Source organism: Anaerovibrio sp. JC8, from assembly GCF_002100115.1.
Taxonomy (GTDB): Bacteria; Bacillota; Negativicutes; order Selenomonadales; family Selenomonadaceae; genus Anaerovibrio.
In genome coordinates, this window is sequence record NZ_ANBM01000002.1 from 51,397 (window position 1) to 74,493 (window position 23,097).

The window sequence follows — 23,097 nt, forward strand, 5'->3', positions numbered from 1 at the left end:
TCAATTGCCCTTTTCCAGATGTGCCTTGCCTATAACCTTAAACTTATTGAAGCCATCGGAGCTTTCAATACGGTCACCGGAAGCTTTTACATGGGCCTGCTCATAATCTATTTTGGCTTCACCCTTCATGACCAGCATATCCTTATCATGGAGCCATTCCACTTCCTTGCAGGAAAACTTGCCGCCATCACTGGACTGTCCCTCCACACCATCGAGGATTTCCAGATTGTGTGTCTTGTCACGATAAATAGCCTTGGCCGCCCTCAGTTCTACATTCCGGCCATCCTCAAAGTTATAAACTGCCTTCATATCCTTGAGAAAAACATCCTTGGTATCAATATCCATATCAATACTTTCAGCTGTAACAGTCCATATAACCCTGCCGTCCTTTTCCTCGCGGATAGTATTGCCGTCAAAATTTACAACACGCTTGTCCAGTTCACCGCCATCACCAGGTGGCTCCGGTATACTATTGACTGCCCAGACAATGAGGATTACCAGCAAGGCTGACACAATGCCTATTAAGGCCTTCCCTTTTTTATTCATCACTTGCTACCTCTGTTTTTACTATATGATGCTTCTGCACCTTCTGCTCAGGGGCTGTATTCCAACGCTTCTGGAACCAAAGCCACTGAGTCGGATTTTCAATAATAATTTTTTCAAGAATTTTAGTCATCTTATAGGTCAAATCGAATAAATCCTTGTCGCTGTCGCCGGTATCCTCATATCGAAGAACCTCTCCGATTACAACCTTGTGATGGCCATCCGGCTGGCGAAGAATAAAGGCTGGCAAAATCGGTGAATTGAACTTCTTGGCAAATACAGCAGCTCCCATAGGAGTAGAAGCCGTCTTGCCCAAAAATTCAATAAAAGCGCCACCAGGACCAGCATCCTGATCGGCCAAAAATCCTAATATTCTCCCTTTTTTCAGGGCCTTGGCAGCAGCCAGAAGCTCACTGGTACCCCGGGAGAAAATCTCTACATCAATAGTCGCCCGCAAATCATTCAGGGCATTGGTATAATCCATATTCGGCTGTGGCTTGGCAATAGCACTGACAGGCATATCGTTCATGGTAAAGGCCGCTGACAGCCACTCCCAGTTACCCACATGACCTGTCAGGACAACAACGCCGTGCTTTTCTGCCAAAGCCGCCTCCATCCTTTCCAGATGGTCGATTTCAATATGCTTTTTAAAATTTTCCTTGTTAAGGGCTGGCATATACAACACTTCAAAGAAATTGCGGCCCATATTGATGAAGGATTCCCGAACCAGCTTCTCAGCCTCTTCCTGAGAAACTTTCAAGGATTCTCTCATCTGCTTAATCGCCAGATTTCTCTGTTTCTTTATTAATTTGTAATACAGGATGCCCAAGCCCTTGCCCGCTGCCATAAGCCAGCTGTAAGGGGTTCTGCATGACACCCAGCTCAGAAACATAAGAAGCTTGTATACCATAAAAATCCAAATCTCCTATCCCTATAACAAAGAATAATATATTTATTGACCCACACCGTCAACTGGTTTTTTTCCAATAAATGTTCCCACAAGGGAATCCCATTTCCCCTGCTCCTTCAGTATAAACTCAATAATCTCCCGAACCGCACCATTGCCTCCCTGGGCATCAGCCACCACCTGGGCCAACTCCCTGACCTCCGGCACTGCATCTCCTACTGCACAACCCAAACCGGCCTGCATAATAAGAGGAATATCATTTATGTCATCACCTACGTAGGCAATCTCATCGTCCTTAAGGGAGAATTTAAGCTTAAGCTCCTCGTAAGCTCCCCGCTTGTCGATACACCCCTGGTAAACAGCAGTGAATTTCAGCTCATCAGCCCGTCTGGACATAATGCGGGAGCTACGGCCGGTAATAATGGCACTCTTCAGCCCTGCCTTATGAGCCATGGCAATTCCCATACCATCCCTGGCTGAAAAAGCCTTCATGGCCTCTCCCTCAGGCCCCATAAAAATACGGCCATTGGTAAGAGTTCCATCCACGTCAAAAATAATCATCTTAATTTTCTTGGCAATTGTTGAAGCAGCATTTTTCGTTTTCATATTATACAACTCCCTGACGCAAAAGGTCTGTCAAATGCACAATACCAACCGGCTTATTATCAGCATCCACCACCGGCAAAACAGTAATCGGACGTGGCTTATGCTTTTCCATAATACTCAGTGCAGAAGCTGCCAGCTTCTCCTTGGAAATAGTCTGCGGTGTTTTGGTCATAAGCTCTTCCACCGGCTCATCCAGAAACTGACTGCCCTTGGCAAGACAGCGACGGATATCACCATCTGTCACCAAACCTATAAAATTGCCATTATCATCCACCACGGAGGTAGCACCAAGCCCCTTGTCGGTCATCATAAAGAGAGCCTCCTTGGCAGTAGCACTGTAGTGGATAATAGGGTTATCCTCACCACTGTGCATAACATTTTCCACTGTCAGCAGCAGACGACGGCCCAAGGAACCACCCGGATGAAACAGTGCAAAATCCTGACGGGTGAAGTTACGGGCCTCAAGGAGTGCCACCGTAATGGCATCACCCATGGCCAGGGTTGCCGTGGTGCTGGCTGTAGGCGCCAGCCCCAAAGGACATGCCTCTTTTTCCACGCTGACATCAATAAAGAAATCAGCATTACGCCCCAGGGCAGATTCCCGACGGCCTGACATGGCAATAATTTTGGCACCAATGCGCTTTACCACCGGCAGGATATTAACTACCTCCGTGCTTTCACCACTGTTGGAAATAGCTACAACCACATCATCTGCAGTAACCATACCCAAATCGCCGTGAAATGCCTCGGCAGGATGCATGAAAAATGATGGTGTACCGGTGCTGGCAAGACTGGCGGCAATCTTTCTGCCCACGTGGCCGGATTTGCCCATACCGGTTATAATTACCCGTGCCTTGCACTCCAATATACACTGAACTGCCTGCACAAATTCCTCATCAACATGATCAATCAGCTTCAAAACTGAGTCGGCTTCAATACGAAGAGTTTCGATTGCAGAATCCTTAATCATTTACTACAAGCCTCACAAAAAATCACAACTGTTTTCTTACAATATCATGAATTGCAATGGCATCCTTCAAAAGCTCCTCCAGCTTATCCAGATAAATCATATTTGGACCGTCGCAGAGAGCCTCCTCAGGATTGTCATGAACCTCCATAAAGAGGGCATCAACACCAGCGCCCACAGCAGCCCGTACCAGATTTGGCACATACTCGCGATTGCCCGCAGAGCAGGTTCCCGCACCGCCAGGCAGCTGAACGCTATGAGTGCCATCAAATACTACAGGATATCCAAAGGAACGCATAATTGGAAATGCACGCATATCCACCACAAGATTATTGTAGCCGAAGGTTGCACCGCGCTCAGTAAGCATAATCTGGGAGCAACCTCCCTCATGGAGCTTATCCACTACGTTACGCATATCTGCAGGAGCCATAAACTGGCCCTTCTTGACATTTACCACGGCACCGCTCTTGGCAGCAGCGTAAAGCAAGTCAGTCTGACGGCACAAAAAAGCCGGAATCTGTATAATATCTGCCACCTTGGCCACAGGCTTGACCTGCTCCTCAGTGTGAATATCAGTAACAATAGGCACCTGCAGCTCATCCTTGATATGCTGCAACATCTCCAGACCCTTTTTCAGGCCAGGACCTCTAAAACCGTTAAAGGAAGAACGGTTGGCCTTGTCAAAAGAAGCCTTGAAAACATAAGGGATACCCAGCTTACCGCAGATTTCCTTGATAGTGCGGCCAATCAGCAGACAACGGTCCATTTCCTCCAGGACACATGGGCCAGCCAACAGAGCCAGTGGCTTGCCATTGCCAATTTCAAAATTTCCTACCTGAACAGTATTCATAATGCTACCACCCTTCTTCCTTAGGCATTCTGCCCATCTAAACGCTGTTTATATGCTTTATTTACTGCTTCCAGATCTTCCTTTGTATCCACTCCAACGAAATGGAAGTCAGTTTTGATAACCTTGATTTTATAGCCATTTTCCAAAGCCCGAAGCTGCTCCAGAGATTCAGTGGTCTCCAGAGGCGTTGGTTCCATCTTGGCATAATTGAGCAGAAAATCCCGCTTGTATGCATAAATGCCAATGTGCTTATACACTGTGACCCCCGTATCCTCTCTCGGATATGGAAGGACACTTCTGGAGAAATACAGGGCGTAGCCCTTTTTATCAGTAATCACCTTAACATTATTTGGATTTTTGATATCCTCAGAATTGGTCATGGGTGACTTCACTGTGGCCATCTGCAAATCCGGGTCATCGTCAAAGGCTGCTGCCAATTCATCAATAAGGGATGGCTCTATCATAGGCTCATCACCCTGAACATTGATAATAAGCTCTGCCTCCGGATGAGCTGCAGCCACCTCTGCCAAACGGTCTGTGCCCGTTGGATGGTCCTTGGCAGTCATCATTGCCTGGCCGCCATTTTTTACCACAGCCTCATAAACCCGCTCATCATCAACAGCCGCAATAACTCCCGTAAGGCGTTTTGCCTTGGCTGCCTGCTCATAAACCCTGGAAATCATAGGCTTGCCGCATATATCTGCCAGGGGCTTCCCCGGAAGGCGAGTAGATGCAAAACGCGCCGGAATTACACAAAGTGTATTCATTGACATATCAGCCTCTCTTTAATATTAGACTTTCCGCTGCCCCAGCTTTTCAGCAATTTTCTTCTGCAGCAGCTCCTCAAATTCATCCTTGCCATTCTGGAGTACCACCTCAACAGTGAGTATGAGTACTGGAATAGCCTTATCATCAGGCACCGCTGCCAGGAATTCCATCGGCAGCTTAACCGCATCCTTCTCAGTGGTTACAATGGCCTCAGCCCCCTGACGGACAGCCTGCTCCATGGCATCCACCATTTCCTCCTGGGTATATTCATGGTGATCCGGGAAACGGAAGCTTTCGATAATTTCCGCTCCGGCACTGGCCACCGTCTGCTCAAAGGATGACGGATTGCCTATGGCGGAAAGGGCAACTACCTTCTTGCCCTTAATGACGGAAATGGACATTCCCTCGCTGGCCACATTGCGCTTCCAGTCACACAGCTCTATGCAGGACTGAGGATGATGGATACTCTCCACTATGGTAGGATTGCTGCCATACCTGGCAATCTGATCCCTGATATATTTCTTGAAGCCTGGAAGCCCCTGATCCACCTTGGTCATAAGGCACACATCAGCACGCTCCAGGTGGGTAATTGGCTCACGGAGTGTGCCCCTTGGCAGCACATGGCCATTGCCAAAGAGGTTAACTGAATCAATAAGCACCACATCCAAATCACGGGCCAGCTTCCAGTGCTGGAAGCCGTCATCCAGTATGGCCACCTCAGCACCAAAATGCTCCACGGCATACCGGCCGGTTTTATAGCGGTCACGGCCAATTAACACCGGAACCTCCGGCAGGTGCTTGGCCAGCATATAGGCCTCATCACCGGCCTGATCAGCTTCCATGTAGATATGGCCTCCATCTGATACCAGACCGACCTCCCCCTGCCACTTGGCACGGTAGCCCCGGTTAAGGATAACCACCTTATAGCCCAGATCCCGAATATATCTGGCCAAACGCTGGGCCGTAGGGGTCTTGCCAGTACCACCCACAGTAATATTGCCCAAACTGATTACGAAGCAATCCAGCTTGTTGGTCTTTACAATACCAAATTTATAGCTGTCCAGCTTCAGATTTACCAGCATACTGTACACCTTGGAAAGTATGAACAGTACAGCCATTACGCAACGTGTAAAAAAGCCCTGTGGTTCCTTATTATGGATAATCTGCATGAAATAGGTCTGAAAGTTTTCCAACTTGTCGGTGGCCTTGACCTTGTTCATTTCCACCTTGGTGAGAAGATCATTAAGAATTATGGCAGTTCTATGTGCTGCCCCCTTGTTCTCCTTAACAATGGCCAGGGTTTCAGCTTCCATGCGATGACGTTCCACATCATCTCTGAAGAGATGCAGTGCCTCCACTGCCAGCCCGTCCCCATTCTTGACGGTAACTACCGCATTGCGCTTCTTGAATAATACGTGGGTATCCTTAAAATTCTGCATGTTTTCACCCACGATAATGGCCTTGCCATGGGCAGCCGGCTCCAAAATATTATGGCCGCCATGTGGCACAAGGGTACCACCTACAAAAATAACATCACCCACACTGTACATTTTTCCCAGCTCACCAATGGTGTTCAGTATTACCACGTCATGGTCAGTGGAGAAATTCTCCTGCAGCTGGGTTCTGGTCACTGCCTTAAAACAGTACTGATCACAAATCTCCAAAATTTCATTGGTCCGAAGAATAGCCCGTGGAGCAATAACCAGCTTGGCCTTTGGAAAAAGACGACGTATATCGTTAAATGCCCGAATTACATGTTCTTCTTCACCCTTGTGTGTAGAACCGGCCAGCAGTACCCCCTGATTATCTTCCAGCCCCAGCTCCAGCAGCAGATTGCGCTTTTCCTCAGGGCTTACATCTGTATAGGTCTGATCATACTTAGTATTGCCGGTTACCGTCACCAGGTCCGGATCGGCCCCCAGCTTCAGAATATTTTCCGCATCCACATTGGACTGCATGGCAAAAACCTTAATGGAGCTCAGTATTTCATCCCACAGGCCCATCATATAACGATAGCTCTTGGCACTCTTGTCGCTGATTCGGCCATTAACCATAAGCACCGGAATATCAAGCTTTTTGCAGGCTCTGAGGAAGTTGGGCCAAAGCTCGGTCTCCACTGGCATAAACACCCGTGGGCGCACCCTATATAGAAGATTGGCTGATAACCACGGCAAATCAAAAGGGAAGTGAATTATGCTGTCCGCGTCCTTAATAATGCGGTTAGCCATTTCATAGCCACTGTTGGTAAACACCGATACTAGAATCGGGCTCTGGGGGAATTCCTTGTGGAACTCCTTAATCAGCGGACTGGCAGCCACAATTTCACCTACAGAGGCCGCATGAACCCATATACAATTTTTACGGGCGACCTTGTCCAGGGCATGCTTGGGCAAAAATCCCAGTTGCTGCCTGATTCGTTCTACGAATCCCTTTTCCCGGACAGCCCTGATGCAGAATACGGGAGTCATGAGAATGACCGCCAATATGCCTGCAATATTGTACACTAAATGGAGCATATAATAATTTTCTCCTCAAAAACGTGAAACTTACGCATTACTGTTACGGAACTGTATATTGTAGAGGTTGCTGTACAAACCATCATTGGCCAGCAGCTCCTCATGGGTGCCATGCTCAACCACATGTCCATTTTCCACTACAAAAATCTGGTCTGCATTAAAAATGGTGGACAGACGGTGAGCAATAACAAAGGAAGTGCGGCCCACCATGAGATGGTCCAAGGCCTCCTGCACTATTTTCTCACTTTCCGTATCCAAGGCCGAGGTTGCCTCATCCAGTATCAGCACCCGCGGGTTCTTCAAAATAGCCCGGGCAATAGCCAAACGCTGACGCTGGCCACCGGAAAGGTTCAGCCCCCGTTCACCAATCTTGGTATCATAACCATCAGGAAGCTCCCGGATAAATTCATCTGCATTGGCAGCCTTGGAGGCCTCAATTATTTCTTCATCCGTGGCGTCCAACCGGCCATAACGGATATTCTCCATTACGGTGGTACTGAACAGCATGGTCTCCTGAGGTACCAGACCAATCTGTTCTCTCAGTGAGGCCGTGGTCACCTCCCGCACATCATAGCCATCAATGGTAATGCTCCCGGAATCTATATCATAAAATCTTGGAATCAAATTAGCTATGGTGGACTTACCGCTACCACTTGGACCTACCAGGGCAATCATCTGGCCAGGTTCCGCTGTAAGGCTGACATTGGCCAAGGCTGCCTGGCCTTCCTTGTAGGAGAAGGTAACATCATCAAAGACCACCTTGCCCTCGATTTTAGGCAGCACCTTGGAATCAGGACCATCCTTAATCTGCTCATCCATATCCATAACCTCAAACACGCGCTCAGCAGCTGCCATGGCCTTCTGAATGGCGCCATAGACACGGCTTAGACGCTTTACGGGATTGGCCAGATTAACGGCATAGGTCAGGAATGCCACCAGCTCACCGGCAGTAATGGTTTCGTTGACAACCTCATAGCCACCGAACCATACTATGAAGGTCACCGCCACTGCGGCCAGAAACTCCACAGTAGGAGTCAACAGGCTCATGAGCTTCACATTCTTCATGGCTGCCTGAAAATTCAGCACATTCTGATGATCAAAACGCTTAATCTCATAGGCCTCACGGACAAAGGACTTTACCACCCTGATAGCCGCAATGCTCTCCTGAAGCATGGAGGTAATATCAGCCAAGCGCTCCTGTATAAGAGTGCCGGAAGATTTAAGCTTACGACCAAAAATCTTCATGGCATAGCCTACCAGCGGGATGGTCATCAAGGTCAACAAGCTCAAACGCCAGTCCAGATAAACCATCATTACCAGCGATCCCACCAATACGGATGCCTCAGTTACCATCTCAATAAGGTTATTGACAATGGCACTCTGCATGGCAGCCACATCGTTGGTAATATAACTCATTACCGTACCAGTCTGCTGCTTGTCATAGTAGGACAGCGGCATTTTCTGAAACTTGCGGAACAAGATGCTACGGACATCAATAATAACCTTTTCCCCCACGTAGGACACCAGATAGCTCTGACCATAGTAGAACACGCCCCGAAGGAACATTACCACCAAAATACCAATGGCAATCAGGTTCAGCATATACATATCCTTTTCCATGAGCACCTTATCAATCATGTCCTTGATAATCCATGGAAGATATAGATTGGCTCCTGCTGCCATAATAATACAAAATACTGCCGCCACCAGTCTTCTGGTATAAGGCTTTATATACATAAGCAGACGCTTATAATTCTTCATTTATTTACTAACCTCCAGGCGGTCCCTGCCATATCTTTCTGCCGCCGCCAATATTTTCTCTGCTACTCTGGATGCTGCACCAGGCTTGCCCAGCTTGGCTACAGCTTCCCTCAGGCCTTCCAGGACCCTGTCCCGAAAGCCCTTCTCTGCATAATACTTTCTTGCCTCTTCAAATATTCTTGGGCCCGTAACCTCATTCTGCAAAAGCTCCTTTTGCACCTGACGTCCCATCAAAATATTTGGCAATGTAAAAAATTCGATATCAACCAATAATTTGCCAATGGCATAGTTAAAGGATGCCATCTTGTAAAGGCAAACACAGGGAAGCCCCAAAAGAGCTGCCTCCATTACCACCGTACCAGATGTTGCCAACGCAAATGACCCAATGGACATGAGGTCATAGTTCTTATCCTCAGTATAATGGACAGTCACCTTATATGGGGCCGCAATATCCGTAACCAGCTTCCTGTCTATCCCCGGTGCCACCGGTAAATAAAACTCCAATACATCATTTTCCTGCCGCAAAAGCTCTGCAGCCTCCAGCATGGACGGCAGCAGCATGTTTATTTCCTGCCTACGGCTACCCGGCAACAGAATAACAGGCTGCTTTCCATCAGGCACACCAAAGTATCGGCGTGCCTCTGTCTCCGTCATGGATGGCTTAACCGTATCCACCAGCGGATTACCATTAAATGAAATATTGGCTCCCGCAGCCTCATATACAGGCAGTTCAAAAGGAAAAATGGCCGCAAATTCATCTGCAATGGCTGCACATTTTCTGGCCCGTCCTTTCCGCCATGCCCAGGCGGAAGGCGGAATGTATGAAAACACCGGTATACCCATGGCCTTGGCTTTTTTTGCCAACCGCCAGTTAAAATCCGGGTAATCTATCAATACTAACAGGTCGGGCTTCTCTGCTCTCATAAAAGCCTCCAGCTTATCCAAAAGAGCAAATATCCTCCGAAGGTTTTTAATAACCTCCCAGACCCCCATAATGCTATATTCCCGCATATCAGAGCACAGGCGAACTCCTGCCGCTGCCATTTTAGGCCCCCCGAAGCCGACTAACTCCGCCTGGGGACACTTTTCCAAAACAGCCCTGGCCAGGCTTTCCCCATGCACGTCCCCAGAGGGTTCTCCAGCAGAAAACATTATTTTCACAATAGGCCCTCCTTAAAAATACGCGCAAAAATCCATTAAAAAAGCATTACAATATATTATAACGCAGTTGTTCAAATTTTGCCACAGGCAAAATAACCTTATAACGCGTTTCAACGTGATAGAAGATATAACATTTTTTATTTCAAAAGAAATATCTTAAATCACGTTATCGCACATTTCTCTAAAACGCACAAGAAAAGGGCCTGAAATCTCAGCCCCTTTTCCATTATTTTTCATATTTTTATTCCATAACAGCAATGGTAATGTCATTGGCATCGGCCATTTCAATAACCTTGGCCCTGTCCACCAGCAATGTTCTGCCAGCCTCAATAACCAAAGCCTTGGCTCCCACAGAAATCATGCTTTCAAGAGTTGTAGTACCAACAGCAGGAACATCAAAGCGCAAATCCTGATTTGGCTTGGCAACCTTGGCTACCACGGCACCACCACGGGCCAGCTCGCCGCCACGGCGAATGCAGGCATCGGTACCCTCAATAGCCTCCAGTGCCATAACCCCCAGCTGCTTTACCACAGCAGTCTGTCCCACATCAAGACGGCCAATCTCCCGGGCCATCTCCATGCCGAACTTCATATCCTTTATTTCTTCATCAGTCGGCTGCCGCTTAGTGAGAACACCCACCTCAGGCATTAGGGATTTAATCAGTGCTGTCTGGTCAAAAGCCACCAGATCATCCTTGGCCAACTCCTTAATAAAGGCCAGCATCAAGGTATCATCCTTACGGTCCGGCAAAGTAAATATCAGGGAAAGCATACGAAGATCCGGCTGCACATGCTGACCACTATAGAGAATCTCCTTGGTAACCTTGCCAATCATGGTTACCTGCTGAACCCTATTTTCCTTCAAGTAGTCGATGATAGCCTGCAACTGGGCCACATTTATATCCTTGTAGCCAGCGGTGCATTCCTTTAACTCCTCATCGACTCCAGGAACCAAGCCCACACAATATACCTCATAGCCCATAGCCTTAGCCGCCATTGCACATTCCACAGGCAAACGGCCCACACCAGCCAAAAGACCAATTTTTTCCATACCTAGCCTCCGATATTACTCCTCAGATTCCTCGCCGGATTTGGAAGTATGCTTCACATTTGGACGGCATATCCCCCGATCGGCATTTCTGAGGAAATTAAGTAAGTGCTCTACTTCCTCGCAGGAATCCACCTGCTCCTCAATGGCCTCAATGGCCTCCGGCAAACGAAGGCCGGAACGGTACAGGAATTTATACGCCTGCTTTATCTTGCTGCGATTCTCCGCTGTAATACCAGCCCGGGACATACCAACACTGTTAAGGCCACATGCTCTGGCCGGAGAACCATCCACAATGGTAAACGGAACAATATCATGAATATTGCGGGACATGCCACTGACCATGGCGTTGCGGCCAATGCGAACAAACTGATGCACCCCGGCCATCCCGCCGATAACCGCTCTGTCCTCTACCACCACATGACCAGCCACCATGGCAGCGTTGGCCATGACAATGTTATTGCCCAAAACACAATTGTGAGCCACATGAACATAGGCCATTAGCAGACAGTCATCACCAATCCGTGTAACCTCGTCCTCTCCACAGGCGCGATGTATAGTGCAAAACTCATGAATCTTGGTACGGTTGCCAATCTCCACAAAGCTGCGTTCACCCTTGAACTTCAAATCCTGAGGTTCCTCACCAATGGAAGCCCCCTGGAAAATATGGCAATCCTGCCCAATCTTTGTATAGCCGGTAATTACCACGTTAGGGCCAATTTCCGTACCATCACCGATTTCAACATTTTCCCCGATAACAGTGAATGGACCAATTTTAACATTTTTGCCCAATTTGGCATTGGGATGGACCACGGAAAACTTATGTATATCAGCAACAGAATTATTGTTATCTGTCATATAAAACTACACTCCTTTAGTACGCCCGAAAAAAGCCAAACAGCATTCAGCATACAACCATAGCCACAATCAATGACATATCTTTACTATGGTATAAGTCATGAAATAGTTGTATGCTGCTACACGCCATTTTGGCCTATTTTCCATCATTTTTAGGCAAATACTAAATATTTCTCTGCTTTTCTTTATTTTATGTCTATTTTACTCTCCGGCTGGACGTTGCAATGCAAAGGTGAAGTCACCCTGTGCGGCAAAAACACCATCTACAAAGGATTCAGCGTGTAATCTGCCATAATCGCCGTGAACCTTTACCAGCTCTGCCTTCATTATCAGCTGATCCCCTGGTACTACCGGCTTCTTGAACTTAATATTATCCATGCCACCAAAGAGGGCAATTTTACCACGGTTTTCCTCAGGATAAAGCATAGCAATGCCACCCACCTGGGCCATGGCCTCCAAAATCAGCACACCTGGCATAATAGCCTGATGTGGAAAATGACCATGGAACTGTGGCTCATTATAAGTTACATTCTTGATGCCGGTGGCAGATTTGAATGGGTCAATCTCAATAATACGGTCAACCAACAGGAATGGTGCCCGGTGAGGCAAAATCTTCTTGATTTCATCTACTTCCAATATCATATTAATACCTTCTTCCTTTTTAGATGTTTACAGATATTTAAAAATAACTTACTTGGCAAATGCTTCAGCCAAATGCTTGGCCATGGTGGTATTCAGGGCATGGCCGGATTTAACGGCAATAATATGCCCCTTGATAAAGCCGGCCAACCGCAAATCGCCCACAATATCCAGAATCTTATGGCGGACCAATTCATCCGGATAACGGAGCTCATTCATCCAGCCCTGGTCATTGTACACTATAACATTCTCCATAGTGCCGCCCAAGCCCAGGCCCATTTTACGCAGAGCCTCCACCTCTGCCTCATAGGCAATAGTTCTTGCGGCTCCCACTTCTTTGATATATTCTGACTTAGTTATTTCATAATCACCATATTGAATCCCAATAAGCGGATGCGGATTGATGGATGTGAAGCTTACCCTGAATCCATCATACGGAATAGCCAGGATAAACTTGTCCCCATCGTCTACCCGGTACAGCTTATCAATGACAATTTCCTGACGCTGAGCATCCAACTCCCTGATTCCAGCCTGTTCAATCAGCTCACAAAAAACCTTGGAGCTGCCATCCGCCACCGGTGGCTCCTCCGAGTCAATAAGTACACGGCAATTATCTATCTGCATGGCATTAAACGCCGACATAAGATGCTCAATGGTGAACATCTTGATTCCATTATCTTCAATTGTAGTAGCTCTGAGAGTAGAGGTAACATTTTCGGCCTTGGCTTCCACCTGAGGGGCCCCCTCCAAATCGTTTCTTACAAAAACGATTCCCGTATCCACCTCAGCCGGCTGCAGAGTCAAATGAACATCCACACCAGAGTGCAACCCTACTCCCACATAGCTTACTTCTGAGTTTAGGGTGGTCTGTTTACTCAAATTCAGCCCTCCTTGACATAGTTTTGTATTTTTTATTATACATATTTTCCATCAATAGTGCAAAATTCCTACTCCAGACCTGCCTCACGCGCTGATTTCCAACGGTCATGGAGCCAAAACCAATCCTCGGGATACTCTCTTATATGAGCCTCCAAAAGGTCCATAACCTGCTGGGTTGCCTTTTCAATATCTGCTTTTTTATTATTAGTCTTATCCACATAAATTGGCGGATATATAGTAATATGGTGTCCCCCATCAGGACGGTGCACTATCTGTCCATGAAAAATAGGTGCGTTCTGAAAACGGGCCAACTGGGCTGGCCCCGTAAAGCAGTTGGTAGGTCGATTGAAAAAATTTAGGATTATACCATCATTGATGGCCGGGTCCTGATCGGTAATAAGGCCGATCATCCACCCCTCCTTTATCATCTTGAACATTTCCCGAATGCCTTTAGTATATGTAATATGCATTCCCACCATGGTACGGTATTCATTAATAAACCGGTCCATGGCACCATCCTTCTGCTTGCGGGCAACACCTACCAGCGGCACGCCATATTGGGCTAAAGCCGCTCCCATCAGCTCCCAGCTATCACTGTGTGAGGTAGCAATAACCGCCCCCTGTTTCTTGTCAATGGCCTCCTGAAGGTATTCCAAACCATCAATGGTGACATATTCCTTCATGCGGTCATTTTTCAACAATTCAGGGTAACGCAGTACCTCCATAAGCATTGGTCCAAACTGCACCCAAGAAGCCTTGGCAATACTCTTTGCCTCAGCATCATCTACACCCAGGCAACGCTTGATGTTATCCACTGCCATCACCTTGCGGCGTTTCGGTACTGCCCCCCAGGTCAGCTTACCCAAAATCTTACCAAATCTATTACAGCCAGCCATGGAAAACCGACAGGCCAGCCAACTAAACATTTTCATCAAATAGTAGCCCAAAATTACACCTTCTGTCAGATTTAAATTTGCCTGTACTATTCTATCACATTTATGCAAACTTTGTAATATAAAAGGACCAGGGGGTATTCACATACTCCCTGGTCCAGGTTAAACTATATTTTTTTAGTAGGATGCATCAGCACCGCCAGTAACCTTGTCGGTCTGAACCTCAATATGATCTGGCTCCAGATGATACTTGGACTGGAACGGATGCTTAGGATAGAGCTTCGCACCCTTCTTCTCCAGGAAGGAACGGAGAATCCATGGCTTATCGGAGATAAGGCCATCTACACCCATGTCGTACATCATTTCCATGTCCTTAACATCATTTACGGTCCAAGGAACTACCTTCATGCCTAAGGAATGAGCCTCATCCACCATGTTCTTGCTGATTTCACCGTAATATGGAGAAACAATATCAGCACCAAAGGAATGAGCAGCCGCAATTGCATCGCCCTTGAAGTCCTTAATATCCAGACCACCTAACCAAGGAGATTTTTCCTTGTCAAAAGGTCTCAGGGACTCAGCAGACTTGCCCCAGGATGGCTCCTCCTCAATCAATGCAGAAAGAGTGATGTTTGGATTCATCTTCTTTTCCATCATGAGGGTCTCCCAGTCGAAGGACTGAAGGACTACGCGGTCTTCCATGCCATATTTCTGCACCAGCTCATTGAAGCGGGTAAGGAATGCCTTCTTGTCAGCATTGCCGGCATGCTCAGCCACATTCAGTGGATCAGGATAAGACTTGGTCTCAATGTTTAACTTAACATTCTCATTGCCTGATTCCTTTACCAGCTGGAACAGCTGCTCCAGGGTTGGAATCTGAGCGAACTCAGGGTTTACTCTGGTCAAGCCATGAAGCTTGTAATACTCAATATCAGGATTGATGTCAGAAACATTGAACTTCTGAATCTCAGCCACGGTCATCTTGCGAATATCGTATTTGCCGGCTTCAACCCTCTTACCGTTCGCATCACGGGTGATGTCAGGATTCAGGAACGGATTGTGACTCATTACAATATCACCATCCGCGGTGAACTGCATGTCACACTCGATGCAGGTTGCGCCATTTTCAATGGCATATGCGTAGGAATACAAAGTATTCTCTGGGCGGGCATCACGGCCGCCGCGATGTGGCTCAAAGTCGAAAACCCCTGCAAAATCAACCTTTGCCTCAGCCTGTGGCAAATCAGCAACACCGGCTACCCCAGTTGCCATTACTGCTGCCAAAATACCCATAGCAATTTTTTTACGATTCAATTTCATTTTATTTCCCCCTTAAAATAATGAATCTATAATCAGTATAGCAGAAAATTGAAAGAATGTTTATACAATTTTGGTCCTTTTTGCATGGGTATTATGTCTTAAATTCCTTATAAATAATAAAAGACCTCTGAACAAAGCCTGCGCTAAGTTCAGAGGTCTTATACTTACTTGGACAGCTCCTCTACTTTCTTTTCCAGAGCCTTTATCTGCTTGCCCATATCCGCAAGCTTTTTCATATGAGCCTGCATGCGCAACCATTCCTGATGTGGTCTCGCAGGAAATCCGGCATAGAATACTCCCTCAGGAGTATTGCCAATAATACCGCTACGGGCCGCAAATACTGAGTTGCCTCCAATATCAATGTGCCCTACAGTACCGGTCTGGCCGCCGAAGGTAACATTTGTCCCCGTATTGGTGGAACCGGAAATGCCAGTCTGAGCCACAATCAGATTATTAGGACCAATATGGCAATTATGACCGATATGTACCAGATTATCAATCTTGGTTCCCTTGCCGATTATGGTGGAGCCGATGGTAGCCCGGTCAATACCCGCATGGGCACCAATCTCCGTATCGTCCTCCAGCACCACGTTGCCCACCTGAGGTACCTTGGTATGCACTCCATCCTTGGTGGTAAAGCCAAAGCCGTCAGCACCAATAACAGCAGAGCTATGGACAATAACCCGCTTACCCACCTTGCAGTGTTCCCGTATGGTCACGCTGGAATAAAGGGTAGCATCATCATCCACAGTGGCATACTGACCAACATAAACATGAGGGTAAATTACTACCCGATCCCCGATAACCGCATGGTCATCCACATAGGCAAAAGGCAAAATAGTAACATCCTTGCCAATTGTAACATCCTTGCCAATATGTGCCTCCGGATTTACGCCCTTTTCATGCTGAATTGGAGGTGTAAATGTTGTCAGCAGCACCGCAAAGGCTGCCCGCGGATTCTCCACGTAAATGGCAGGTAGCGGAAAATCCACATCCACAGTGTTCGGCAGCAGAACCGCCCCTGCCTTGGACTTTGCTGCCTCCTCCACATGGGCCTCGTCAGCAAAGGTAACAGCCTCGCCATCAGCCCCTTCAATATTGTTTACTCCAGTAATGACAATAGAAGGTTCCCCGGCCAAACGGCCTCCCACCAGTGTTGCGATCTCCTGTAATGTCATTTTCATATTCCCAAATCTCCCCTAATCAGCGGCTTACTGCAGCTTGGCAATAACGTCATCCGTGACGTCCACTCCGCCGGTAACCATACCATCCTTGCCATTGCTCTTTACCACAGTATCCAGCTTCTTTTCCTTGGCGATACTGTCCATGGCGGCATAAATCTTGGATTGAACCTGAGTAGCGTACTGCTGCTGGATGCCAGCTGCCTGCATTCTCAACTGCTGCTGCAGCTCCTGAAATTTCTGGGCATCCTCCTCAGAATTAATATTGGCACTCTGCTCCTTTAACTGCTTTTCTGCATCCTTTTGGAAATCCTCCATACGCTTCTGCATTTCTTCCAGAGAGCTCTTTATCTGAGGAGCCTCGGTCTGAACACGCTCATAATCCACATAACCAACATTTACCTTGCCGCATCCGGCAGTGATAAACAATGCACACAGTGCAGCCAGAGCCAGCACCAGGGCTTTCTTCTTAAAAATCATTGCATTTGGCCTCTTTTCATATAAAAATTAAACATTATTGTATATTTTTCATCTCCTGCAACATTTCATCCGTCAAGTCCAGAGTATTGATGCCAATAACCGGTGACCTAAGTTCATGCCATGTCACAAACCCCAGGCGGTCAAACTCCAGGCCCAGAATATTATCTACAGGATCTGTAATTATCAAATTTAGATGATGAACCATGGCCAGCTTGGCAGCCCGACTGGAAATATCCTCAAAAATTTTCTTTTCCAGCAGGTCAATTTCCCTCAGCTTCAGCTCCAAAGTCGTCTTTTTCCTGGCAAGATCCATTTTAAGCTGGATAGGCTTCATGGCTTCATCAATAGCCTGGGCATTTCGCCCCTGCACCTCTGCAAAATGCTGCATTGCATCGGTCTGGGCCTGCCCCCTTATGCTGTTTTCCTCAGCCAGCATATTGCGCCGGGCTTCCCCAGTTGCGGCCTCCACCGCAACCTCGTAGCGGTGTTGCTGATCCTTCAGCAACTGATTATGGCGTTCATTCCGCTCATCCTTCAGACGATTCCACTCAGCCTGCAGGCTGGCCCGTTCCGCCTCACTTAGTTCCAAGGTAGCTGCATTATCCGCCTTTATTTGAATATTTAAAATACGATTTTCATACTCCCGGTCAATGGCAGCCCGTTCCTGGTCAAACTGGGATTTCATGCGGTCATAAATGGCATCAGCCTGAGCCTTCAGCTCATCCATCGTTTCTGAATGGCTGGTTATAATCTCCAAATTGGCTTTTTGCTTGGCCGCATCCTCAAACAGCTTTTTATCAGCCGTAACAGCCTGAGCGGTTAATTCAAAGCTCTTCAGCTTTAATTCTGCCTCCATGGACGCAGCCTCCCGCAGCAATGTCTGAAGCTGGCCATAATCCTTGTGAACCCTGATAACCTGTGCCATATCCATAATCCCGATTTCCGGCTCCTGGATTGCGGTTGGGGTATTCTGACGGTTAAACAGAAAAAAAAGCGCTAAAACAAGTATAGTAATAGCCGCTGCACCCATCCATATCCGCCTGTTTCTTAAGCTGTTATTCCTGTCTGTATCCTGTTGCGCCTTAACAGCCATAAGAATCCCCCTTGTTGTAATAAAGTACCGAGCACAAAAGTGCTCGGCACCGTTATTATCTCATTTCAGCTTATCTTACTTGTTGAGCTTCTTAAGAACATCCTGAGTAAGGTCAGTTCCGCCGTATACTACAGCTTCCTTGTTGAGAACTACAGTAATGCCCTTGGCATCAGCAACTTCCTTTACAGCTGCTTCAATCTTGTTGCGGACAGGCTCCATCATGTCCATCTGCTGCTGCTGGAGACGCTGCATGGTCTGCTGATAATACTCGGCCTTCTGCTGGTCGTTCATGCCGGCAGACTTCTCTTCAAAGTCCTTCTGGGCATCATTGGTCAACTGCTGCATCTGAGCCTGCATATCGGTTACATCCTTAATGGAACCAAACTGGGAATAATCAACCACACCTACATTGGAGGATGCAGCTGCATTGGCAATGCTGCTATTGGACTGGGACAATGCCAGGGCCACAACAGAGCCAACAAATACCAGAGCAATGAGAACACTGATAATCTTTACCTGAGTTTTCTTTAACTGTACCATAATTTCTTCTCCTTTTTGTGAGTAAAATTAATATAATTATTGCTCGCCAAGGCCACAAACTCGCCCTATGACTGCACATATTATAACAAAGTATCAGATTTCATTCAATAAAATATAAATTAAAAATATCCTATAAAACGAAGCCATTTATCATCATTATCCATGACTGCCTCCACCGACAGGAAATCATGTAGCTTATACCTTACGGCAAACTCATTGATACTATCCTGACCACGGTATTCATACAGGAGAGACCAGCGTTTGTGGAAATTGTATTCCAACCCAGCCTTCCAGTAGCTGTCACTAAGGGAATAACGGACATTGCCACGAATTTTCGGCACCAGCTCCCGATAAACTCCCAGATCGAAATTCCAGCGGGTATCCTTTGGATAGAAATCTATCAAAGTAAATATACCATCGCGGGCTGACAGCTGCTTACCAAAGAGCCCCCGGAACATAATTTCACCATCCTGATTGCGGCTCTTGTGCCCCAACTCCCCCCGGCCCTCAAAACGGACCAGTACCGTGCTGGAATCTGACCGGCTCATTACCTCCATGCGCTCCGCCGGAGTAATTGTCACTTTGGTATGAACACCCCAGAACTTGGCTTCCTCCAAATCATCAATGCGATGGGACAACAAATCCTGTATGGTGTCCTGATGGCGCTTCACAAAAGCCACTGGTACTCCCACGAACATATCCGCACCATCCTGCATGGTCTGGCGCTCCATTAACAGGGCCGCATTGGGTAACGTATCAGAACGCATACAGAGATCAATGGTTCGGACCACTGGAAGCAGAGGATAAATATCAACTGTAACTTTGGTGCTTTCGCCAACCTCCACATCAAAGTCCGCCCGAAATTCCGGTGCCCGTTCCTGCATAAAAGCCCTTACGCGATGCTTCATGACTCCGTTGGTCCAATCCACCGCCGCCACCGGCAGCTCCTGCAGCATCTCCTTGAAAAGCTGGTCTATGCCGGCAATATCATCCAACAGTAGCTTTTCCACCACCGCTGGCATGCCTATCACCTGTGTTTCCACGGTGATGGACTCTATCCTGTCGTTCCAGCCCAGCAACTCAACAAATATTTGCAGATTATCCCCTGGTGCAATTGTCACTGACTTAACAGTATAACCAACCAGCACCTTGTCAAATACCTGCTGTATAATACCTTCATAATAGCTCCTACGTGATGCTACTTCATCGATATTCTTGCCCTCCAGCAGCTGATTCCCAATGGCTTGGACACTCTTTTCCATCCTCTGGCATACATCCACGGGAATATGACCATCACCCAAAACAGAAGCCCTAACGTCTTCCACCTGTCCATGAACTTTGGAAGAAATCACAGCCTCAGCACTGGCAATATCAGTAGAAGAAAAACTGATACCGGCCACGGAAACCATGGCCAGCATCAAAAAAATTGCACATCTCTTTATTAAGTTAGCTTTACAAAACTCCAGCCACTCCATTAGAAGGATGCACCAACATTAAAGTGTACCCTATTGCCCTGGGAACCATGACCAACATCTATACGGATTGGTCCCACCGGTGTATCCACCATGACTCCAAAGCCCACGGAAGCATGGAAGTCTTTTGGTACCCAACCAGAATTCCAGGCAGCACCCCAGTCAGTAAACAGGGCTCCCTTTATCTTATTTGCCAATGGGAAGCGGAATTCCAGGCTGCCAACATACATGCTGTTGCCCCGGAACTGGTCATCACGATAACCACGGAGAGTTCCCTGACCACCGATTCTGAACTTATTGAAATAGCTTAAGTCACTGGTGGAATGACCATAACAATTACGCAGGGCTACAATCTGATTTCGGCCCACCTTCCGATATACGGAATCATCAATGGTATACTTCTGATACTTAAAGTCACCACCCAAGCCGGCAAACTCCGCTGCTAAAATTACATTATGACCATCTGTTGGATACATAATGTTATCACGGGTATCGGTTGTATGGGACAATGTAATGGACCTGGTCAGTCCAAAGTTTTTGCTGTTCCAATCAGCCCATCCTGGCTTACTGCGATCAATCGGTCCGGATTTATGAGCATCATAGGTATCATCACTGTTTTTAAAATAAATACTATTGGAAGAATACTCACTTACCGGACGGCTAAAGCCAAATTCAAAGCCCTTGGCTCTACGCAACATTTCCTCCAGCAGATCTCCATTTTCATTATAATCGTTATATCTATATGTACGATTATAAATCTTGATTACTCCAGCCGTTTCCTTTTTATCCAGCCACGGTTTGCGATAGGAGAATGTCCAGCCCCGGGCATCGGTACTGGAACCACTCATGGCATAGCTAAGGCCAATAGAATCTCCAACGCCACGGAAATTGGTATCACCTACGCTGATCATACCAATGATACCATCGGCTGTACTGTAGCCGGCACCTACACCAAAGGTGCCGGTATTCTTCTCTGTTAAATCAATCTCCAGCAGGCAGGCATTAGGCTCTACACCAGGAATCGGCTTAATATCAATGGATTCAAAATAATTCAGTTTTGACAAGCGCTGATAGCTGCGGACTACATCCTTTTTGTTAAGGGGTTCTCCTACCTTGGTACGAAGCTCACGGACAACCACCTTTTCCTTGGTTTTCTTCAGGCCCTTGACCCTGTAGCCCTCCAAAATTCCTTCATTAACCTGAATGGAAATCTTGCCATACTCATCAATACCCATATCATGGACCTTGGCCATAATATAACCGTCATTGGTGTAGACCTTCTTGATATTGGCCAGATCCTCCTGCAGGGAAACACGGTTAAGGCGATCACCAGGCTTTAACTGCATGGCATTAATCAGCTTGTCCGTGGATTCACGGCTACTGTTGCCGGTAATCTCAATATCAGAAATAATTGGGGTCGTAAACACGTGGTAAGTAACGATTACTCCCTCAGGAATTTCCTCAAAGCTTGGATAAAGGTCGTAGAAATATCCAGTTTCATAAATATTGTTGGCATCCTTGGACAGTCCATCAATAGTCAGCGTATCCCCCACCTTGGAGTAAAGGGACAGCTTGGCAGTATTGTACACATCCTCTGTGGCCCCCTCAACCTTAATATCCATAATGGTCTTGCCCACCAGAGCCTGGGCTGCTGTTGTAACCTCTGCATCAGTAGGTCTTTCCCCATTCCATTTCGCAGCTGCCTCCTTGGCTGCTGCAGCTGTGTCCGGAGTATTGGTAACATTTTCTGCTGCACCGGCCCTGTCCTCATTAGTGGCACCAGTCTGCTTATCCCTGATATCTGCCATGGCACCGTTCTCCGCAACGGCTGCCATTTTGCCATCCTTCATATTGAATACTACAGCGGAATCAACCGGCTCCTCGGCAGAAACCACCTGGGCTGCAGAAAGGCTTGTTGTCATTGCCACGGCAAAAGCCAAAGCCTTAATATTTCTTTTGGAATTCTTTGAAGTAAATCTCAAAGGAAAAACCTCCTGTAATATATTTCTTTTTTATATTAATTTAATTTTTTATTCCCTTAATGTCTTGCCCGCAGCCTGCATCAGCTGCTGCATCTCAGCATCAGGCACCTCACCCGGCGGCTTGTAAGCTTCTCTGGCAGGTTGCTGTACCCTTTGTACATTCTCAACTGCCGGAATCTCCTGCCGCACGAAGCCTGATTCAGTACTGTCTGCACTCTTTGGTGCAACAGATTCATGTGCCTCCAAGGATGGTGGTACCTCCACCATCTGGGCTTTCTCCAAACCTTTAGAGGAAGTATCCTGCTCATTCACTTTAGGTACATTGGCGGGAACCTCTGCCGGCCTGCTGCTATGAAGAAACGCCAAATAGCCTATTCCGACCAGCACCGCAACAACAAGTGGTGCCAGCCGCAGCAGCCATTTCCGCCATCCATGGCCAAACTTGGTTTCCTGGGCCCGCTGAAGCTCAGCCTGAGCCAGCATGACATCCAGGTCCCCCCGCAGATTGTTTTCCTTGTCCATGGAGCTTTCAGCCCTGCCCAGCCAATCCCTGGCTGCCGATATATGTTTTTTTATTGCCTTATTGTCCTTTATTTTGCGTTCTTTATCCATAAAAGCCTCCACAAGCAAACG

22 protein-coding genes are annotated in these 23,097 nt (G+C 47.2%); all 22 read right to left on the bottom strand.

Annotated features, from left to right (window positions below; translation table 11 throughout):
* The 22 genes from D081_RS01965 to D081_RS02070 all read right to left on the bottom strand — a co-directional run bounded on the left by D081_RS01965 (position 1) and on the right by D081_RS02070 (position 23,076).
* On the bottom strand, positions 1-546 hold the full coding sequence (locus tag D081_RS01965; protein ID WP_085022459.1) for an LPS export ABC transporter periplasmic protein LptC: 546 nt from the start codon (positions 544-546) through the stop codon (positions 1-3).
* Entirely contained in the window at positions 539-1,453 is a 915-nt protein-coding gene (locus D081_RS01970) for a lysophospholipid acyltransferase family protein (protein WP_085022460.1), read from the bottom strand. Before D081_RS01970 ends, D081_RS01965 begins: the two co-directional genes overlap by 8 nt.
* A gap of 42 nt (positions 1,454-1,495) precedes the next feature.
* A complete protein-coding gene (locus D081_RS01975; RefSeq protein WP_085022461.1) occupies positions 1,496-2,056 on the bottom strand; it encodes an HAD family hydrolase in 561 nt (186 codons plus the stop codon).
* Between the two features lies 1 nt (position 2,057).
* Positions 2,058-3,026 (bottom strand): SIS domain-containing protein, encoded by a 969-nt coding sequence (locus D081_RS01980; RefSeq protein ID WP_085022462.1) that lies wholly within the window; start codon positions 3,024-3,026, stop codon positions 2,058-2,060.
* Positions 3,027-3,048: 22 nt separating this feature from the next.
* Positions 3,049-3,873 (bottom strand): 3-deoxy-8-phosphooctulonate synthase, encoded by an 825-nt coding sequence (kdsA, locus tag D081_RS01985; protein ID WP_027397644.1) that lies wholly within the window; start codon positions 3,871-3,873, stop codon positions 3,049-3,051.
* A 20-nt stretch (positions 3,874-3,893) separates the two neighbouring features.
* Positions 3,894-4,640 (bottom strand): 3-deoxy-manno-octulosonate cytidylyltransferase, encoded by a 747-nt coding sequence (kdsB, locus tag D081_RS01990; RefSeq protein ID WP_085022653.1) that lies wholly within the window; start codon positions 4,638-4,640, stop codon positions 3,894-3,896.
* Positions 4,641-4,664: 24 nt separating this feature from the next.
* On the bottom strand, positions 4,665-7,157 hold the full coding sequence (gene lpxK, locus D081_RS01995) for a tetraacyldisaccharide 4'-kinase (protein ID WP_085022463.1): 2,493 nt from the start codon (positions 7,155-7,157) through the stop codon (positions 4,665-4,667).
* A gap of 30 nt (positions 7,158-7,187) precedes the next feature.
* Complete coding sequence (msbA, locus tag D081_RS02000) at positions 7,188-8,918, bottom strand: lipid A export permease/ATP-binding protein MsbA (RefSeq protein WP_085022464.1); 1,731 nt, start codon at positions 8,916-8,918, stop codon at positions 7,188-7,190.
* Entirely contained in the window at positions 8,919-10,079 is a 1,161-nt protein-coding gene (lpxB, locus tag D081_RS02005) for a lipid-A-disaccharide synthase (RefSeq protein ID WP_085022465.1), read from the bottom strand.
* 241 nt (positions 10,080-10,320) lie between these two features.
* Positions 10,321-11,130, bottom strand: coding sequence for an LpxI family protein (locus D081_RS02010; protein WP_085022466.1), 810 nt, complete (start codon positions 11,128-11,130; stop codon positions 10,321-10,323).
* A gap of 15 nt (positions 11,131-11,145) precedes the next feature.
* Positions 11,146-11,985 (bottom strand): acyl-ACP--UDP-N-acetylglucosamine O-acyltransferase, encoded by an 840-nt coding sequence (gene lpxA, locus D081_RS02015; RefSeq protein WP_085022467.1) that lies wholly within the window; start codon positions 11,983-11,985, stop codon positions 11,146-11,148.
* A gap of 201 nt (positions 11,986-12,186) precedes the next feature.
* On the bottom strand, positions 12,187-12,627 hold the full coding sequence (gene fabZ / locus D081_RS02020) for a 3-hydroxyacyl-ACP dehydratase FabZ (RefSeq protein ID WP_085022468.1): 441 nt from the start codon (positions 12,625-12,627) through the stop codon (positions 12,187-12,189).
* Between the two features lie 48 nt (positions 12,628-12,675).
* Positions 12,676-13,503, bottom strand: coding sequence for a UDP-3-O-acyl-N-acetylglucosamine deacetylase (gene lpxC, locus D081_RS02025; protein ID WP_085022469.1), 828 nt, complete (start codon positions 13,501-13,503; stop codon positions 12,676-12,678).
* Between the two features lie 68 nt (positions 13,504-13,571).
* The gene (locus D081_RS02030) at positions 13,572-14,450 is read right to left on the bottom strand and encodes a lysophospholipid acyltransferase family protein (RefSeq protein ID WP_233127392.1); all 879 of its coding nucleotides are present in this window, start codon (positions 14,448-14,450) and stop codon (positions 13,572-13,574) included.
* Between the two features lie 123 nt (positions 14,451-14,573).
* Entirely contained in the window at positions 14,574-15,716 is a 1,143-nt protein-coding gene (locus tag D081_RS02035) for a glycerophosphodiester phosphodiesterase family protein (RefSeq protein ID WP_085022470.1), read from the bottom strand.
* Positions 15,717-15,880: 164 nt separating this feature from the next.
* Positions 15,881-16,900 (bottom strand): UDP-3-O-(3-hydroxymyristoyl)glucosamine N-acyltransferase, encoded by a 1,020-nt coding sequence (lpxD, locus tag D081_RS02040; RefSeq protein WP_085022471.1) that lies wholly within the window; start codon positions 16,898-16,900, stop codon positions 15,881-15,883.
* A gap of 27 nt (positions 16,901-16,927) precedes the next feature.
* Positions 16,928-17,377 (bottom strand): OmpH family outer membrane protein, encoded by a 450-nt coding sequence (locus D081_RS02045; protein ID WP_085022472.1) that lies wholly within the window; start codon positions 17,375-17,377, stop codon positions 16,928-16,930.
* Between the two features lie 34 nt (positions 17,378-17,411).
* Positions 17,412-18,470 (bottom strand): hypothetical protein, encoded by a 1,059-nt coding sequence (locus D081_RS02050; protein ID WP_085022473.1) that lies wholly within the window; start codon positions 18,468-18,470, stop codon positions 17,412-17,414.
* 75 nt (positions 18,471-18,545) lie between these two features.
* Positions 18,546-19,010, bottom strand: coding sequence for an OmpH family outer membrane protein (locus D081_RS02055; RefSeq protein WP_085022474.1), 465 nt, complete (start codon positions 19,008-19,010; stop codon positions 18,546-18,548).
* A gap of 119 nt (positions 19,011-19,129) precedes the next feature.
* The gene (locus tag D081_RS02060) at positions 19,130-20,485 is read right to left on the bottom strand and encodes a hypothetical protein (protein ID WP_085022475.1); all 1,356 of its coding nucleotides are present in this window, start codon (positions 20,483-20,485) and stop codon (positions 19,130-19,132) included.
* Positions 20,485-22,464, bottom strand: a complete 1,980-nt coding sequence (locus D081_RS02065; protein ID WP_233127393.1) for an outer membrane protein assembly factor — start codon at positions 22,462-22,464, stop codon at positions 20,485-20,487. The genes D081_RS02060 and D081_RS02065 overlap by 1 nt, the downstream gene beginning before the upstream one ends.
* A gap of 48 nt (positions 22,465-22,512) precedes the next feature.
* A complete protein-coding gene (locus D081_RS02070; protein WP_085022476.1) occupies positions 22,513-23,076 on the bottom strand; it encodes a hypothetical protein in 564 nt (187 codons plus the stop codon).
* Positions 23,077-23,097 lie beyond the last annotated feature (21 nt).